This window comes from Streptomyces sp. NBC_00210 (assembly GCF_045160975.1).
Lineage (GTDB): Bacteria > Actinomycetota > Actinomycetes > Streptomycetales > Streptomycetaceae > Streptomyces.
Genome location: NZ_CP108120.1, coordinates 7222052 through 7237420, shown reverse-complemented (window position 1 = coordinate 7237420; position 15369 = coordinate 7222052). Strand labels below are relative to the sequence as shown.

Sequence of the window (15369 nt, the reverse complement as noted above, 5' to 3'; positions counted from 1 at the left end):
TGGATACCTCGAAAATCGTCCTCCGACCCTATCGCGCCCAGGGTCGCACCCCGTACCGCATTCCCCTGGGCCGGCAGCGCTCCGTACGCCCGCTGGCACCCGGAAACGCGAGAGCCCGCCGGCTCCCCCACCGAAAGGGCGGGGAAGCGGCGGGCCGAAGCGCTGAGCGCTACGCCTGGATCAGCGGGCGTAGTACTCGACGACCAGCTGCTCGTCGCAGATGACCGGAACTTCCTTGCGGTTCGGGTCACGGTCCAGGCGGAACGCCAGGGCCTTCAGGTTGACCTGCAGGTAGCGCGGGGTCTCACCGTCGGCGGCGAAGCCACCCTCGCGCGCGACCTGGAAGAGGGCCTTGTCGCGGGAGCGCTCGCGGACCATCACGACGTCGTCGGGACGGACGCGGAAGGACGGCTTGTCGACCTTGCCGCCGTTGACCTCGATGTGGCCGTGGACGACCATCTGACGGGCCTGGTAGATGGTGCGGGCGATGCCCGAACGCAGGACCAGGGCGTCGAGGCGGCGCTCGAGCTCGATGACCAGCGCCTCGCCCGTCTTGCCCTCGGCCTTACGGGCGCGGTCGTAGGCGCGCGCCATCTGGCGCTCGCTGATGTCGTACTGGGCGCGCAGACGCTGCTTCTCGAGCAGACGGACCTTGTAGTCCGAGTTCTGCTTGCGGCCACGGCCGTGCTCGCCCGGCGGGTAGGGGCGGGCTTCGAAGTACTTGACGGCCTTCGGCGTCAGCGCGATACCGAGCGCGCGAGACTTCTTGACCTTGGGACGCGACTGGTTAGGCACGTTCTCCAGACCTCCGTTGTAGGTTAGGTTAGGCTCACCTTACTCAAGGAGATCGCATGTCTCGCCCTGGGAACACCAAGCGCATCACGGACAGCACAAAGAACGTCGACGCATCTGAAGGCGTCGAGGCGACGGAGGTCCGATCAGCTCATGGTCAGCCGCGTCCCAGCGGGCTTGAAATCGCGCGGATGCCGTCAGCAGCCGAGCGCACACGAACTCTCGTACAGAGTACATGCTCCGCGGTGCTGCTCGTCCCGGGGGGCGAGGCCGCACGCCCCGAGCAGCTGGCGCCACTGGCGCGGGCCGTGGGCACGGACGGTGAGGTCTTCCTGCTGTTTCCGGCCGACTCACCGGCCGTACGCGCCGCCACACACGCCCAGGACGACGAGCTCTCCGCCGTGCTGGAGATCACCGATGTCGCGCCGGTCTCGGTGCCTCAGCGTATCCGCGGCCGCGCCTGGGTCTCCGGCTGGCTCACCTGCGTGCCCGGCCTCGCGGAGCCCGGCGGCATGATGCTGCGGCTCGAGGTGGGCGATCTGTACGTGGACGACCTGTGGGGCGCCTCGGGCGTCGAGCCGGAAGACTTCGCGCGGGCGTCCGTCGACCCGCTCGTGGCGCACGAGACGGAGCTGCTGCAGCATCTGCACTCCGCGCACAGCGACCAGGTGCAGGGGCTGTGCGGACTGCTCGGCGACAGGGCGGACGGGGCGTGCGCGACGGATCGGCGGGCGGTGCCGCTGGCGCTCGACCGGTTCGGGCTGCGGGTGCGCCTCGTCGGCGAGCGGTGCTTCGACGCGCGCTTCGACTTCCCCACGCCCGTGCGCGACATCACCGAACTGCGCCGGGCCATGCGCACGCTCTTCGAGGCCGCCTCGCACACTTCCGGCCCGTCCGGCCCGTCCGGCCCGTCCGGCGATTAGAGGAGGGCCGGGCGTCCGAGGCCGGCTACTCCCCGCGCAGCCGCTCGCGGACCTTCTCCACCACGTCCGCGTACCGCGCCTCCGCGCCGTACCGCGTCGGTTCGTAGTACCGCTTGCCCTGCACCGCGTCCGGGGCGTACTGCTGAGCGGCGATTCCGCCCGGCACGTCGTGCGGATAGACATAGCCCTGGGCATGGCCGAGCTTGGCCGCACCCTTGTAGTGGCCGTCGCGCAGATGCGGCGGGACCGCCCCGGCGAGACCGGCCCGCACATCGGCGAGAGCCGCTCCGATCGCCGTCGTGGCGGCATTCGACTTCGGGGCCAGCGCCAGCGCGATGGTGGCGTGGCTGAGGGTGAGCGCGGCCTCGGGGAAACCGATCATGGCCACGGCCTGGGCGGCGGCGACCGCGGTCGGCAGGGCCGTCGGGTCGGCGAGTCCGATGTCCTCGCTCGCCGAGATCATCAGCCGCCGGGCAATGAAGCGCGGGTCCTCCCCCGCCTCGATCATCCGGGCCAGATAGTGCAGTGCCGCGTCCACGTCGGAGCCGCGGATGGACTTGATCAGGGCGCTCGCCACGTCGTAGTGCTGATCGCCGTCCCGGTCGTACTTCACCGCCGCGCGGTCGACCGTCTCCTCGAGGGTCTGGAGGCTGATCTCCTTCTCGCCCTTGTCGAGCGCCGCGCCGGCGCCCGCCTCCAGCGCGGTCAGCGCCCGGCGCGCATCACCACCCGCGATCCGCAGCAGATGCGCCTTGGAGTCCTCGGGGAGGGTGACGGCGCCGCCGAGGCCCCGCTCCTCCGTGAGCGCGCGGTGCAGCAGTCCGCTTAGGTTCTCGTCGGTGAGCGACTCCAGCGTGAGCAGCAGGGAGCGGGAGAGCAGTGGGGAGATGATCGAGAAGTACGGATTCTCGGTGGTGGCGGCGATCAGTGTCACCCAGCGGTTCTCCACGGCGGGCAGCAGGGAATCCTGCTGGGCCTTGGAGAAGCGGTGGATCTCGTCCAGGAAGAGGACGGTCTCCTTGCCGAAGCCGCCCGCGGCCCGGCGGGCGCCGTCGATGACCGCCCGTACTTCCTTGACGCCCGCAGTGATCGCGGAGAGCTCGACGAACCGCTTGTTGGTCGCCTTGGAGACGACGTACGCCAGCGTCGTCTTGCCGATGCCCGGCGGGCCCCAGAGGATCACCGAGGACGGTCCGGCCGGGCCGCCGCCGCCCTCGCCGACCAGTCGGCGCAGCGGCGATCCGGGCTTCAACAGATGCTGCTGACCGACGACTTCGTCGAGGGTGCGCGGGCGCATCCGTACGGCCAGGGGGCTGCTGGACGGATCCTTCTCCTGGCGTTCTTCCGCTGCGGCGGTAAAGAGGTCGGGCTCCACGCTGTGAAGCCTATGCCAGGGGTCTGACAGTGCCCCGCGGCCGGGTCAGCCGGTCCAGAAGTCCCACCAGCGGGTCAGGATCAGCATCCCGATGATCCCGATCCACAGCACCGGCGGCACCCAGTGGAACTCCAGCAGTGCCTTCCGCAGCCCCTGAGGGACCTTGATGATCCGGTGCTTGATGTTGTGCACCGTGACGTAGCAGAACATCACGATCGTGGCGACCCACGCCAACGAGCACCACAGGCACAGCGAGTTGATCTCGTACAGCGACTGGTACTGCAGCCACGTACAGAACCCCACCCCGAACAGACAGCCGGCATTGAGACCCAGCCAGTACCAGCGGCGGTACCGCGCCCCCGCCAGCAGCGCCACCCCGATCGCGATCACCATCGAGTACGCAACGAGCCCCATCATCGGATTCGGGAACCCGAACGCCGACGCCTGCTCGCTCTTCATGATGTTCCCGCAGGAAACAACCGGATTCAGACTGCACCCCGGCGTGAAACTGGGGTCTTCCAGCAGCTTGAACTTGTCGATCGTGATCACCCACGAAGCCAGCAGACCCGCCGCCCCCGTGATCACGAGCAGCCAGGCAAAGGGACGGCTGCCGCCGATCGTGCCCTTGGAGCCGTTGTCCTGCTCGGAGGACACGTCGTCTACCGCTGCGGTCGTCATATCGCCGTTCCGTCGCTGAGTGGCCTGCTGGGGCACGGTCATTCTGCCGCACCGGTGCCTGCGTCCACCGTTCGATGGACATAAGGAAGTACGTACGGTCGTACCGCAGGACTCAGCGTGGCCGGGTCGACGGCTCGGGAAGCCCGGGGAAGGGCGACGTGAGGCAAAGCCCGCGGCCCGGGTGCGCTTGGCGCACCCGGGCCGGTCCTGGCTACGACGTCAGGCCAGGCGTGAGCGCAGTGTGGCGACCACCGCGTCCAGCGCCACCGGCGACTGCTCGCCGGACTCCATGTCCTTCAGCTGGACCACGCCCTCCGCCAGGTCACGCTCACCGGCGACGAGCGCGAACCGCGCACCCGAACGGTTCGCGCTCTTCATCGCGCCCTTCAGGCCCTTCCCGCCGTACGAGAAGTCCGCCGCCACGCCCGCCCTGCGCAGCTCGGTCACCACGCCGAACAGCACGCGCCGCGCCTCCTCGCCCAGCGGCACCGCGAACACACTCGTGGCGGCGGGGAGTTCGAGCTCGATGCTCTCCGCCTCCAGTGCCAGGACCGTACGGTCCACGCCCAGTGCCCAGCCGACCGACGGCAGCGCCGGGCCGCCGATCATCTCGGAGAGGCCGTCGTAGCGGCCGCCGCCGCCCACCGCGGACTGGGAGCCGAGGCCGTCGTGGACGAACTCGAAGGTCGTGCGGGTGTAGTAGTCGAGACCGCGCACCAGCTTCTCGTCGTCCTCGTACGCAACACCCGCCGCGCTCAGCAGCTCGCGTACCTCCTCGTGGTACGCCTTGCACGCATCGCACAGGTAGTCGCGCAGCATCGGCGCGCCCACCAGCTGCTTCTGGACCTCCGGGCGCTTGTCGTCGAGAACCCGCAGCGGGTTGATGTCGACGCGGCGGCGGGTGTCCTCGTCCAGTTCGAGCCCGCGCAGGAAGCCCTGAAGCGCGTCCCGGTAGACGGGCCGGCACTCCTTGTCGCCCAGCGAGTTCAGCAGGATGCGGAACTGGCGCAGGCCGAGCGAGCGGTACGCCTGGTCGGCCAGGATGATCAGCTCGGCGTCGAGCGCCGGGTCCTCCGCGCCGATCGCCTCGGCGCCGACCTGCGAGAAGTGCCTGTAGCGGCCCTTCTGCGGGCGCTCGTAGCGGTAGTACGAGCCCGAGTACCAGAGCTTGACCGGCAGATTGCCGATCCGGTGCAGATTGGCCTCCAGCGCCGCGCGCAGCACCGACGCGGTGCCCTCGGGGCGCAGCGCGAGCTTGTCGCCGCCCTTGGTCTCGAAGGCGTACATCTCCTTGGTCACGATGTCGGTGGACTCACCGACACCGCGCGCGAACAGTTCGACGTCCTCGAAGCCGGGCGTCTCGACATAGCCGTAGCCGGAGTTCTTCAGCGGCGCGGAGATCGCCTCGCGCACCGCCAGATACTTCGCGGAGTCCGGCGGGATCAGGTCGTACGTGCCCTTGGGGGCCTGAAAGGTGCTCACGGAATCTCTCGTCACATTCCTCGTCGGGGAGCTTCGGCGCTCCCGAGGCCGGCGGCCACGTCCCGCAGATACGGGTTCGTGGCGCGCTCGCGGCCGATGGTCGTCTGGGAGCCGTGGCCGGACAGCACCACGGTCGAGTCGTCGAGGGGCAGGCACACACGCGCCAGCGACTCGAGCATCTCGTCCATGTCGCCGCCGGGCAGGTCCGTGCGTCCGATGGAGCCGGCGAAGAGCAGATCGCCCGAGAAGAAGACCGACGGGATCTCATCGGTCTCGGGCATCTGGAACGTCACCGACCCCTTGGTATGGCCGGGCGCATGCGCGACCGAGAAGTCGAGACCGGCGAGGCGCAGCTCGGCGCCGTCGGCCAGTTCCTTGACGTCGTCCGGCTCCCCCACGGTCAGCTCGCCCATCAGCGGCATCCCGATCGACCTGCCGAGCGCCTTCTCGGGGTCGCTCATCATGTACCGGTCCGCGGGGTGGATCCACGCAGGCACGTCGTGGGCTCCGCACACCGGGACCACGGAGGCGACATGATCGAGGTGGCCATGGGTGAGGATGACGGCGACGGGCTTGAGCCGATGCTTCTTGAGCGCTTCCTCGACGCCTTCGGTGGCCTGGTGGCCCGGGTCGATGATCACGCACTCCTCGCCTGCGGCCGGGGCGACCAGGTAACAGTTGGTCCCCCAGGCCCCGGCGGGGAACCCGGCAATAAGCACGATCGTCCTCGGTGTGGTTGTCGAGAGAGGTGTTGCTGTGTCGAAATGCAGCAGATCAGAGCCTACCGGCGCAGCTCGTCCCACAGCCAACCCGTATACGGTACGGGGCAAACTCGGCCGGTCGGGATCACCCGACGTACGACGTACAAGGAGAAGACTCGGTGGTCAGCAGCGATCAGCGACGGCGGCAGCTCGCCAGGGAGAAGTTCCAGCGCCAGCAGGAGCGCCGGGTACAGGCCCGGAAGAAGAAGCAGCGGTACACGGTCGTCGCGGCCGCACTCGCCGTGGTGCTCGCCGCGGGCGCAGCCGCCTATGCCTCCATCGGCCTGTCCGACGGGGACACCAAGGCCAAAGACTCCTCAGCGGGCGACAGCCAGTCCCCCAGTGCCACCCCGTCGAAGAGCGAGAGTCCCGAGCCGGCGATGTCGATCGACAAGACGGCGAAGTACTCGATGTCGCTCAAGACGAACCAGGGCGAGATCAAGATCGCGATGGACGCGGCGAAGACCCCGCACACCGTGAACTCCTTCAAGTCCCTCGCGGACAAGGGCTACTTCAACGGCACAAAGTGCCACCGGTTGACCACGGAGGGCATCTTCGTGCTGCAGTGCGGCGACCCGAAGGGCGACGGCACGGGCGGCCCCGGCTACACGATCCCGGACGAGAATCTGACCGCGCTGGGCAAGGCGGGCGCCGACGGCACCGTGACGTTCCCGGCCGGGACGGTGGCGATGGCCAATACCGGCCAGCCGCACTCCGGCGGCAGTCAGTTCTTCCTCGTCTACAAGGAGACAAAGCTGCCGCCGAGCTACACGCCGTTCGGAAAGATGGACGCCGCGGGCCTGGAGGTCGTGCAGGACGTGGCAAAGGCCGGCGTCGTCGGCGGAGCGAAGGACGGGGCCCCGAAGACGGCTGTCACCATTGAGAAGGCGGCCGTCCCGAAGGTGTGAGCCGGGGAATTTCGGCCGCGCTGAGTGCGGACAGCCGGGCGGCCGGTCGCCTAGATTGGCGTTGTGCAGCGCGGGCCGGCTTCGCGTTGCGGCAGGACGGGCGAGGCCCGTCCAGGAAACTGTGGACGATGCCCGGGGGCGAACCCCTTCGCAGGCATCAGGTGGAGGAGGCGCTGTGAGCAGCGACCCGTGGGGCCGTGTCGACGAGACAGGCACCGTGTACGTGCGTACTGCCGATGGTGAAAAGGTCGTCGGATCGTGGCAGGCCGGCACTCCAGAGGAGGCGCTGGCCTACTTCGAGCGCAAGTACGAGGGCTTGGTGGTCGAGATCGGCCTCCTCGAGCGGCGGGTGAAGACCACCGATCTCTCGGCCAAGGACGCCCAGACCGCCATCGACCATCTGCGCCAGCAGGTGGACGAGCATCACGCCGTGGGTGATCTCGAGGCGCTGGGCAAGCGGCTCGACGCGCTCGTCGCGTCGGTCGAGAAGCGCCGCGAGGAGCGCAAGGTCCAGAAGGCGAAGCAGAACGACGAGGCGCGGCACGCCAAGGAGGCCCTGGTCAACGAGGCCGAGGAGCTGGCACAGAGCGAGCAGTGGCGCGCGGCCGGCGAGCGGCTGCGAGCTCTGGTGGACACCTGGAAGGGCCTTGCGCGGCTCGACCGGAAGTCCGACGACGAGCTCTGGCACCGCTTCTCGCACGCCCGCTCGGCGTTCTCCAAGCGCCGCAAGGCGCACTTCGCCTCGCTGGACGCGCAGCGCGAGGAGGCCCGTAAGACCAAGGAGAAGCTGGTCGCCGAGGCCGAGTCGCTCTCCGGCTCCACCGACTGGGGCGTCACGGCCGCCCGCTACCGCGAGCTGATGGCGGAGTGGAAGGCTGCCGGCCGTGCGCAGCGCGAGGCCGAGGACGATCTGTGGAACCGTTTCCGCGGCGCCCAGGACGTCTTCTTCGCCGCCCGCGGCGAGGTCTTCGCGGAGCGGGACGCCGAGCAGGGCGAGAACCTCAAGCTCAAGGAGGAGCTCGCCGCCGAGGCCGAGAAGCTGGTGCCGGTGACCGATCTGAAGGCAGCACGTGCCGCCTTCCGGTCGATCAACGAGCGCTGGGAGGCCATCGGCCATGTGCCGCGGGACGCCCGTCCCAAGGTCGAGGGCCGGATGCACGCGGTGGAGCGGGCGCTGCAGGAGTCCGAGGAGAACGAGTGGCGCCGGACGAACCCGGAGGCGCGTGCGCGTGCCGCGGGTCTGACCGGTCAGCTGCAGGCGGCCGTGGACAAGCTGCGCGGCCAGATCGACGCGGCGCGCGCGGCGGGCAACAACGCGAAGGCCGACAAGCTCGCGAAGGAGCTCGAGGGCCGGCAGGCGCTGCTGGACCAGGCGCTGAAGGGCCTGGAGGAGTTCGGCGGCTAGCGCCCGCAGTGCCGCTCAAGGAAAGGGCCTCCCGAACCGTCTGGTTCGGGAGGCCCTCTGCGCAGACTGTGCTCCGCCCTCAGACCCGCCCCCCTACGCGCTGCGGGCGTGGGACCCTCAAGTCCTCAAACGCCGGACGGGCTGATTTGCTACGGGCGGCGCGCCGAGGTCACGCGGTACACGTCGTACACGCCCTCCACGCCCCGTACCGCCTTCAGTACGTGCCCGAGGTGCTTCGGGTCGCCCATCTCGAAGGTGAAGCGCGAGGTGGCCACCCGGTCGCGGGAGGTCTGGACGGCCGCCGAGAGGATGTTGACGTGCTGGTCCGACAGCACCCGCGTGACGTCCGAGAGCAGCCGGGACCGGTCGAGCGCCTCGACCTGGATGGCGACCAGGAAGACCGAGGACTGGGTGGGGGCCCACTCGACCTCCAGGATGCGCTCGGGCTCCCGGGACAGTGACTCGACGTTGACGCAGTCGCTGCGGTGCACCGATACGCCGCTGCCGCGCGTGACGAAGCCGATGATGGGGTCGCCAGGGACGGGCGTACAGCAGCGGGCGAGCTTGACCCACACATCCTCGACGCCCTTGACGACCACGCCCGGATCGGCGCTGGAGCGGCGCTTGGAGCGGCCGTGCGAGGGCGGTGCGCTCTCGGCGATGTCCTCGTTGGCTGCCTCTTCGCCGCCGAGGGCCTGCACCAGCTTCTGTACGACGCCCTGCGCGGCGACATGGCCCTCGCCGATCGCCGCGTACAGGGACGAGATGTCGGGGTAGCGCATCTCGTGTGCGAGCGTGACGAGCGAGTCCCCGGTGAGAATGCGCTGGATCGGCAGGTTCTGCTTGCGCATGGCCCGCGCGATGGCGTCCTTGCCCTGCTCGATCGCCTCCTCGCGGCGCTCCTTGGAGAACCACGCGCGGATCTTGTTGCGCGCCCGAGGGGACTTGACGAAGCCGAGCCAGTCGCGGGAGGGGCCGGCGCCCTCGGCCTTGGAGGTGAAGACCTCCACCAGGTCGCCGTTGTCGAGGGTCGATTCGAGCGGCACCAGCCGCCCGTTGACCCGCGCTCCTATGGTGCGATGGCCGACCTCCGTGTGGACGGCGTACGCGAAGTCGACGGGGGTGGCGCCCGCGGGCAGCGCTATGACGTCGCCCTTGGGTGTGAAGACGAAGACCTCGTTGCGGGAGAGGTCGAAGCGCAGCGACTCGAGGAATTCGCTGGGGTCCTCGGTCTCTTTCTGCCAGTCGAGCAGCTGGCGCAGCCACGCCATGTCATTGATGTGGTCGTCCTTGCCGGTCTTCTTCGGTACGTCGGTACGCACCTTGGAGGCGCCGGCGGAGGGCTCCTGCTTGTACTTCCAGTGCGCGGCGATGCCGTACTCGGCGCGGCGGTGCATGTCGAAGGTGCGGATCTGCAGCTCGACCGGCTTGCCGTTGGGACCGATCACCGTCGTGTGCAGCGACTGGTACATGTTGAACTTGGGCATCGCGATGTAGTCCTTGAACCGGCCGGGGACCGGATTCCATCGCGCATGGACCGTGCCGAGTGCCGCGTAGCAGTCGCGGACGGTGTCGACGAGGACGCGGATGCCCACCAGGTCGTAGATCTCCGCGAAGTCACGGCCGCGGACGATCATCTTCTGGTAGACGCTGTAGTAGTGCTTCGGCCGTCCGGTGACTGTGGCCTTGATCCGGGCTGCGCGCAGATCGGACTGGACCTCGTCGGTCACTATGGCGAGGTACTCGTCGCGCTTGGGCGCCCGCTCGGCAACGAGCCGCACGATCTCGTCGTACATCTTGGGGTAGAGGATCGCGAAGGCGAGGTCCTCCAGCTCCCACTTGATGGTGTTCATGCCCAGCCGGTGCGCCAGCGGGGCGTAGATCTCAAGGGTCTCGCGGGCCTTCTTCTCCTGCTTCTCCCGCTTGAGATAGCGCATGGTGCGCATGTTGTGCAGCCGGTCGGCGAGCTTGATGACCAGGACGCGCGGGTCCTTGGCCATGGCGACGACCATCTTGCGTACGGTCTCGGCCTGCGCGGCCTCGCCGAACTTGACCTTGTCGAGCTTGGTGACGCCGTCGACGAGCAGTGCCACCTGGTCGCCGAAGTCACGGCGCAGCGTGTCCAGGCCGTACTCGGTGTCCTCGACGGTGTCGTGCAGCAGTCCGGCCATCAGGGTCGCCGGGTCCATGCCGAGCTCGGCGAGGATGGTCGTCACGGCGAGCGGGTGCGTGATGTACGGGTCGCCGCTCTTGCGCTTCTGGCCGCGGTGCCAGCGCTCGGCGACCTGGTAGGCCTTCTCGATCTGGCGCAGCGTGGAGGTTTCGATCTTGGGGTCGTTGCTGCGCACTATCCGCAGCAGCGGCTCCAGAACGGGGTTGTACGGCGACGAGCGCTGGACGCCGAGGCGGGCGAGGCGGGCGCGTACGCGGTTCGACGAGCCGCCGGTCCGGGGGACGGCGGCGGGCGCGGGCCGGGGAGCGTCCTGCGGCACCGGAGCCGGGGTGGTGGGCTGGGGGGCGGAGGCGGGGGCCGCACCGTTCGCACTCCCTGGGCTCTCGGCCGGGGGAACCCCCGTCTCGCTACGCTCGGGCGCTGCCGGCTTCGGCCTGTCGGCCGGCTTCTTCTCGGGCGTGACAGGGGCTGCCGCGGCCCTTTCGGCCTGCTGGTCGGGCTGCGCGGCGGCGGGACGGGCCTCGTCTGGCAAGAGCGCTCCTCGTGCGGTTCCGGGTCCCCCAGTCAGGTCCGGAGAGGCCATGGTATCGACCTCGGTGTTGCGGTGCTCATGAGGCTGCCGCTCCGGACATGACAGAAGAGGGCACCCGAAGCGCTTCGGGTGCCCTCTCGTCCCTTTGTGCCGTGGCCTCACAGCGGTGGGAAGCGGTGGCGGACGGGCCCTGTCCGCCGGTGCCGCGAGCCGGTCAGCCGACCGGCCGGTCCACCGCTACCGGGTCAGGGCCGGCGACGGACTGTGTCACAGCCAGTTGAAGAGCGCGGCACCCTTGACCTGCATCTCCTTCTCGGCGGCGACATTGCCCCACGGCACCTTGATCGAGCCGGCCTTGCCACAGCCGGCGTTGTACCACGTCTTCTTGCCATGGGCGTTGAAGCCCTTGACCTTGACGCAGATGCTGCTGCCCCTGAAGACCTTCCAGGAGTAGCCCATCTTCATGCCCGGCTTGCCGAAGTGGCCGCAGCCGTCCTTGACGGTGGACCACTTGAAGGGGAGGCTGCCTGCCCGCTTCCACTCGCTACAACCGCTTGCCGCGGACAGCGTCGTGGTGGTCCCCACGACGGTGCTCTGGGCGGTGCTCGCCTTTGTGGTCGTGGTGCTCGGGGCGGCGGTCGCCGGCCCGGTGCCCGCGGCGATGGCGGCGAGCGAGACGAGAGAGACTGCCCCCGTGGCGATCTTGCGTGAAATCGTCATCAGAATCCTTCGGTTGGGATGCCGTGGTCAGTGGCATCGCCAAGATCCAAGCAGAACGCCGGTTGACGGACCAAGGGACCTGAGGATCATTTGAGCTTTGCGATCATCACCGGACATCGGACAGCGCGAAGGGCGCCCCAGGAAGATCCCGGGGCGCCCTTCGTCGATCTGCTCATGAGGTCAGAGCGTGATCAGAGCCTCCAGCGGAGCCCCTCGCAGGGCAGGCTCCAGACGGGCACGGCCGCCGAGGAAGCCGAGCTCCATCAGCACACAGACGCCGGCGACGTCGGCGCCGGCGCGACGGATCAGCTCGACCGACGCCTCCGCGGTGCCGCCGGTGGCGAGCACGTCGTCTATGACGATGACGCGGTCGCCCGCCCCCAGGTCCTCGGCGTGCACCTCGATCTCCGCGCTGCCGTACTCCAGCTCGTACGCCTGCGAGAGCGTCGCTCCGGGCAGCTTGCCCGCCTTGCGTACGGGGATGAAGCCGAGCCCCGCCCGGACGGCTACGGGCGCGCCCAGGATGAAGCCGCGCGCCTCCAGTCCGACGACCTTCGTGGCCTCGTGACGCGCGCACAGCCCGGCGAGCACGTCGGTGAGGTGCGTGAAGGCCTCCGGGTCCGCGAGCAGGGGCGTGATGTCCTTGAACAGCACCCCCGGCTTCGGATAGTCGGCGACATCACGGATGCGGCTGAGCAGCAGTTCCCGGATGGTGGAGGTCACCGGCGCCTGCCCGAAGGACGGCCGCGGCCCCGGCCACGCGGGCCGACGACGGCGCCGGCCGGCGCGGCGTCGTCGTGCACCTCGTCCTGCGGCTCACCGGACTCGTCCGCCGACTCGCCCTTGGCGGCCGCGGCCGCCCGCTTGGCGAGCACCCGCTTCTTCAGCGCCTTCATCTGCGGCTCGCGCTCCTTGAGGTCGGCGACGAGCGGCGTGGCGATGAAGATCGAGGAGTACGCACCGGCCGCGAGGCCGACGAACAGCGAGAGCGAGATGTCGTTGAGCATGCCCGCACCGAGGACGCCGCCACCGATGAAGAGCAGACCGGCCACCGGCAGCAGCGCGACGACGGTGGTGTTGATGGAACGCACCAGCGTGCCGTTGAGGCTGCGGTTGGCGATCTCGCTGTAGGTGTAGCGGGTCTGCTTGGTGATGCCCCTCGAGCCCTCCTTGAGACCGTCGAAGACGACGACGGTGTCGTAGAGGGAGTAACCGAGGATGGTCAGCAGACCGATCACGGTGCCCGGCGTGACCTCGAAACCGACCAGTGCGTACACGCCGATGGTGATCGTGAGGTCGTGGATCAGCGCGACCAGGGCGGCGATGGCCATCCGCCACTCGAAGGCGATCGCGAGATAGATCACCACCAGGAGCATGAAGACCGCGAGACCGGTCCATGCCTTGTTGGCGATCTGCTCACCCCAGCTGGGGCCGACGATCTCGGCGTTCATCTTCTCCACCGGGATGTCCAGCTTGTCGGCGAGGGTCTCGTTGACCTTGTTCGCCTGGGCCTGGTCGAGCTCACTGACCTGGATCCGCAGGCTGCCGTTGCCGAGCTTCTGGACGATCGCCACATGGCCCGACGCCTCTTCGGCGTACGCCTCGGCCTTGCTGACCGAGACGCTGGTGCTCGGGGTGTTGAAGACGGCGCCGCCCTTGAACTCGATGCCGAGGTTGAGGCCCCGCACCGCCAGGCCCACGATCGCCGTGATGGTGATCAGGATCGAGATCCCGTACCAGATCTTCCGCTTGGCAACGAAGTCGTAGCCGACCTCGCCGCGGTAGAGACGGGCGCCGAGAGTGCCAAGTCGCGACATCTCACGCCTCCTTCGGGTCGGTGGGGGCGGAGGAGACGCGGCGGGAGCGGCGCAGTGGGGGCTTGGCGCCGAGCCGCTTCGGGTCGAGGCCGGACCACGGGTGACCGTCCGCGAAGAACTTCCTGCGAGCCAGCAGCGTCATGACCGGCTTGGTGAAGAGGAAGACCACCACCACGTCGAGCACGGTGGTCAGACCGAGGGTGAACGCGAAGCCCTGGACCTTGCCGACGGTGACGATGAACAGCACCGCGGCGGCGAGGAACGACACGAAGTCGGAGACCAGGATGGTGCGCCGGGCGCGCGGCCAGGCGCGCTCGACGGCCGGACGGAGCGTACGGCCCTCACGGATCTCGTCGCGGATTCTCTCGAAGTACACGATGAACGAGTCCGCGGTGATACCGATCGCGACGATCGCACCACAGACCGCGGGCAGGTTCAGCGCGAAGCCGATGCCCGGGCCGAGCAGAGCCATGATCGTGTACGTCAGGATCGCGGAGACGATGAGGCTGAGGATCGCGACCACGGCCAGGCCGCGGTAGTAGGCCACCAGATAGATGATGACCAGCGCGAGGCCGATCGCACCCGCGATGAGGCCCGCCTTGAGCTGCTCGCCGCCGAGGGCGGCGGTGACGGTGGTGACGCTCTGCTCCTGGAAGGACAGCGGCAGCGCGCCGTACGACAGGATGTTGCCCAGGTCCTGGGCGGACTGCTGGGTGAAGCTGCCGGAGATCTCGGCGTTCGCGCTCAGGGTCGTGCGCACCGAGGGCGCCGAGACAACTTCGCCGTCGAGCACGATGGCGAACTGGTTCATCGGCGGCTGCTGCTGCGACAGTCGGGCGGTGATCTTCTCGAACTTCTTGGAGCCACCGCCGGTGAAGTCCATCTGCACGATCCACTGACCGGTCCGCTGGTCGATGGTCGCCTTGGCGTCGTCGACGTCCTTGCCGTTGACCTCCGCCGGGCCCAGAACGTACTTCTCCCACTGGTCCGCGGAGTTCTTGCCACAGGCGACGGCCGGGTCGCTGGGCTTGACGTTCGCGCCGGCCGCGACGCGGGCCGTCTTGCTCGTGCAGTTCAGCGCCAGGAACTGCTTCTGGAGCTTGTCGGCGGCCGCGGTGCCACCGGAGGCGGACGGGTCCGGCTTCGGGGTCGTTGCGGGCTTGCCCGACGCGGAGCCCGACGGCGTCGGCGTCGGGGCCTTCAGGGCGTCGCTCACCGCGCGGCCCTGCGTGGTCGGAGTGGCCGTGGGCTTGCCGGACGACGCCGGGTTGGCCGTCTGCTTGTCCTTCGCCTTGCCCTTGCCGGAGGCCGAGGCGCTCGGGGTGGGCTGCGGGGAGGTGGGGGTGCCCGCCGCGACGGTCAGCACCGGCCGGAAGTAGAGCTGGGCGGTGGTGCCGACCTGCTCACGGGCCTGCTGGGAATTCGTCCCCTTGGGGATGTTGACGATGATGTTCCGGTCGCCCTGGGTCTGAACCTCGGACTCGGAGACACCCAGACCATTGACACGGCGCTCGATGATGGCGACCGCGGTGTTCATATTGGTCTCGTTGATGGCGTTCGGTTTGCCGGGCTCGTTCTTGGCCTCGAGCGTGATGGTCGTACCGCCCGCCAGATCGATACCCAGGCGCGGCGTGAGCTGACCTGCCCAGAACATCCCGCCCGTGAGCGCGATCATGGCGATCAGGATCAGACCCAGGGCGCGCCCCGGCCTGCCCTGAGCCCCCGCGGGCCTTCGGCCCCTGTTCGGTGCTGCCACCTTCTCGTTTCTCCCTGTCCAACCGTCCCGCGCCGGGTGTGCGCAAG

At 69.0% G+C, this 15369-nt stretch carries 13 protein-coding genes; 3 read left to right on the top strand and 10 right to left on the bottom strand.

What is annotated here, in order from left to right:
* Window positions 1-180: 180 nt before the first annotated feature.
* Window positions 181-795 carry a 30S ribosomal protein S4 gene (gene rpsD / locus OG729_RS32840; RefSeq protein ID WP_360882279.1) on the bottom strand — a complete coding sequence of 205 codons (615 nt, stop codon included), beginning with the start codon at window positions 793-795 and terminating at the stop codon, window positions 181-183.
* 188 nt (window positions 796-983) lie between these two features.
* On the opposite strand from rpsD, the gene OG729_RS32835 reads away from it, so the two are divergent.
* Window positions 984-1715 carry a DUF2470 domain-containing protein gene (locus tag OG729_RS32835; protein WP_405809543.1) on the top strand — a complete coding sequence of 244 codons (732 nt, stop codon included), beginning with the start codon at window positions 984-986 and terminating at the stop codon, window positions 1713-1715.
* Window positions 1716-1740: 25 nt separating this feature from the next.
* Here OG729_RS32835 and OG729_RS32830 read toward each other — a convergent pair whose 3' ends face one another.
* From OG729_RS32830 to OG729_RS32815, 4 genes are all read right to left on the bottom strand, one after another.
* The gene (locus OG729_RS32830; protein ID WP_360882284.1) at window positions 1741-3090 is read right to left on the bottom strand and encodes a replication-associated recombination protein A; all 1350 of its coding nucleotides are present in this window, start codon (window positions 3088-3090) and stop codon (window positions 1741-1743) included.
* A gap of 45 nt (window positions 3091-3135) precedes the next feature.
* Window positions 3136-3768: a vitamin K epoxide reductase family protein gene (locus tag OG729_RS32825; protein ID WP_405809541.1), complete on the bottom strand. Its 633-nt coding sequence runs from the start codon at window positions 3766-3768 to the stop codon at window positions 3136-3138.
* 219 nt (window positions 3769-3987) lie between these two features.
* Window positions 3988-5250 carry a histidine--tRNA ligase gene (gene hisS, locus OG729_RS32820; protein WP_405809539.1) on the bottom strand — a complete coding sequence of 421 codons (1263 nt, stop codon included), beginning with the start codon at window positions 5248-5250 and terminating at the stop codon, window positions 3988-3990.
* A gap of 11 nt (window positions 5251-5261) precedes the next feature.
* Window positions 5262-5969 (bottom strand): MBL fold metallo-hydrolase, encoded by a 708-nt coding sequence (locus OG729_RS32815; protein WP_360883986.1) that lies wholly within the window; start codon window positions 5967-5969, stop codon window positions 5262-5264.
* 161 nt (window positions 5970-6130) lie between these two features.
* Here OG729_RS32815 and OG729_RS32810 point away from each other — a divergent pair, with 161 nt between their 5' ends.
* Window positions 6131-6919 (top strand): peptidylprolyl isomerase, encoded by a 789-nt coding sequence (locus OG729_RS32810; protein ID WP_405809537.1) that lies wholly within the window; start codon window positions 6131-6133, stop codon window positions 6917-6919.
* Between the two features lie 175 nt (window positions 6920-7094).
* On the top strand, window positions 7095-8324 hold the full coding sequence (locus tag OG729_RS32805) for a DUF349 domain-containing protein (protein ID WP_405809536.1): 1230 nt from the start codon (window positions 7095-7097) through the stop codon (window positions 8322-8324).
* Between the two features lie 149 nt (window positions 8325-8473).
* Here OG729_RS32805 and OG729_RS32800 read toward each other — a convergent pair whose 3' ends face one another.
* From OG729_RS32800 to secD, 5 genes are all read right to left on the bottom strand, one after another.
* Window positions 8474-11029: a RelA/SpoT family protein gene (locus OG729_RS32800; protein ID WP_405809534.1), complete on the bottom strand. Its 2556-nt coding sequence runs from the start codon at window positions 11027-11029 to the stop codon at window positions 8474-8476.
* Window positions 11030-11296: 267 nt separating this feature from the next.
* Window positions 11297-11749 (bottom strand): hypothetical protein, encoded by a 453-nt coding sequence (locus OG729_RS32795; protein ID WP_360883998.1) that lies wholly within the window; start codon window positions 11747-11749, stop codon window positions 11297-11299.
* A gap of 180 nt (window positions 11750-11929) precedes the next feature.
* Window positions 11930-12472: an adenine phosphoribosyltransferase gene (locus OG729_RS32790; RefSeq protein ID WP_405809532.1), complete on the bottom strand. Its 543-nt coding sequence runs from the start codon at window positions 12470-12472 to the stop codon at window positions 11930-11932.
* The gene (gene secF / locus OG729_RS32785) at window positions 12469-13566 is read right to left on the bottom strand and encodes a protein translocase subunit SecF (protein ID WP_360884004.1); all 1098 of its coding nucleotides are present in this window, start codon (window positions 13564-13566) and stop codon (window positions 12469-12471) included. The genes OG729_RS32790 and secF overlap by 4 nt, the downstream gene beginning before the upstream one ends.
* 1 nt (window position 13567) lies before the next feature.
* Window positions 13568-15322: a protein translocase subunit SecD gene (gene secD / locus OG729_RS32780; protein ID WP_405809530.1), complete on the bottom strand. Its 1755-nt coding sequence runs from the start codon at window positions 15320-15322 to the stop codon at window positions 13568-13570.
* Window positions 15323-15369: the final 47 nt, after the last annotated feature.

Excerpts from the sequence above, each read along its gene's own strand:
- secF (WP_360884004.1), bottom strand. The coding sequence starts at position 13,566 with ATGTCGCGACTTGGCACTCTCGGCGCCCGTCTCTACCGCGGCGAGGTC.
- OG729_RS32795 (WP_360883998.1), bottom strand. The coding sequence starts at position 11,749 with ATGACGATTTCACGCAAGATCGCCACGGGGGCAGTCTCTCTCGTCTCG.
- OG729_RS32835 (WP_405809543.1), top strand. The coding sequence starts at position 984 with ATGCCGTCAGCAGCCGAGCGCACACGAACTCTCGTACAGAGTACATGC.
- OG729_RS32825 (WP_405809541.1), bottom strand. The coding sequence starts at position 3,768 with ATGACGACCGCAGCGGTAGACGACGTGTCCTCCGAGCAGGACAACGGC.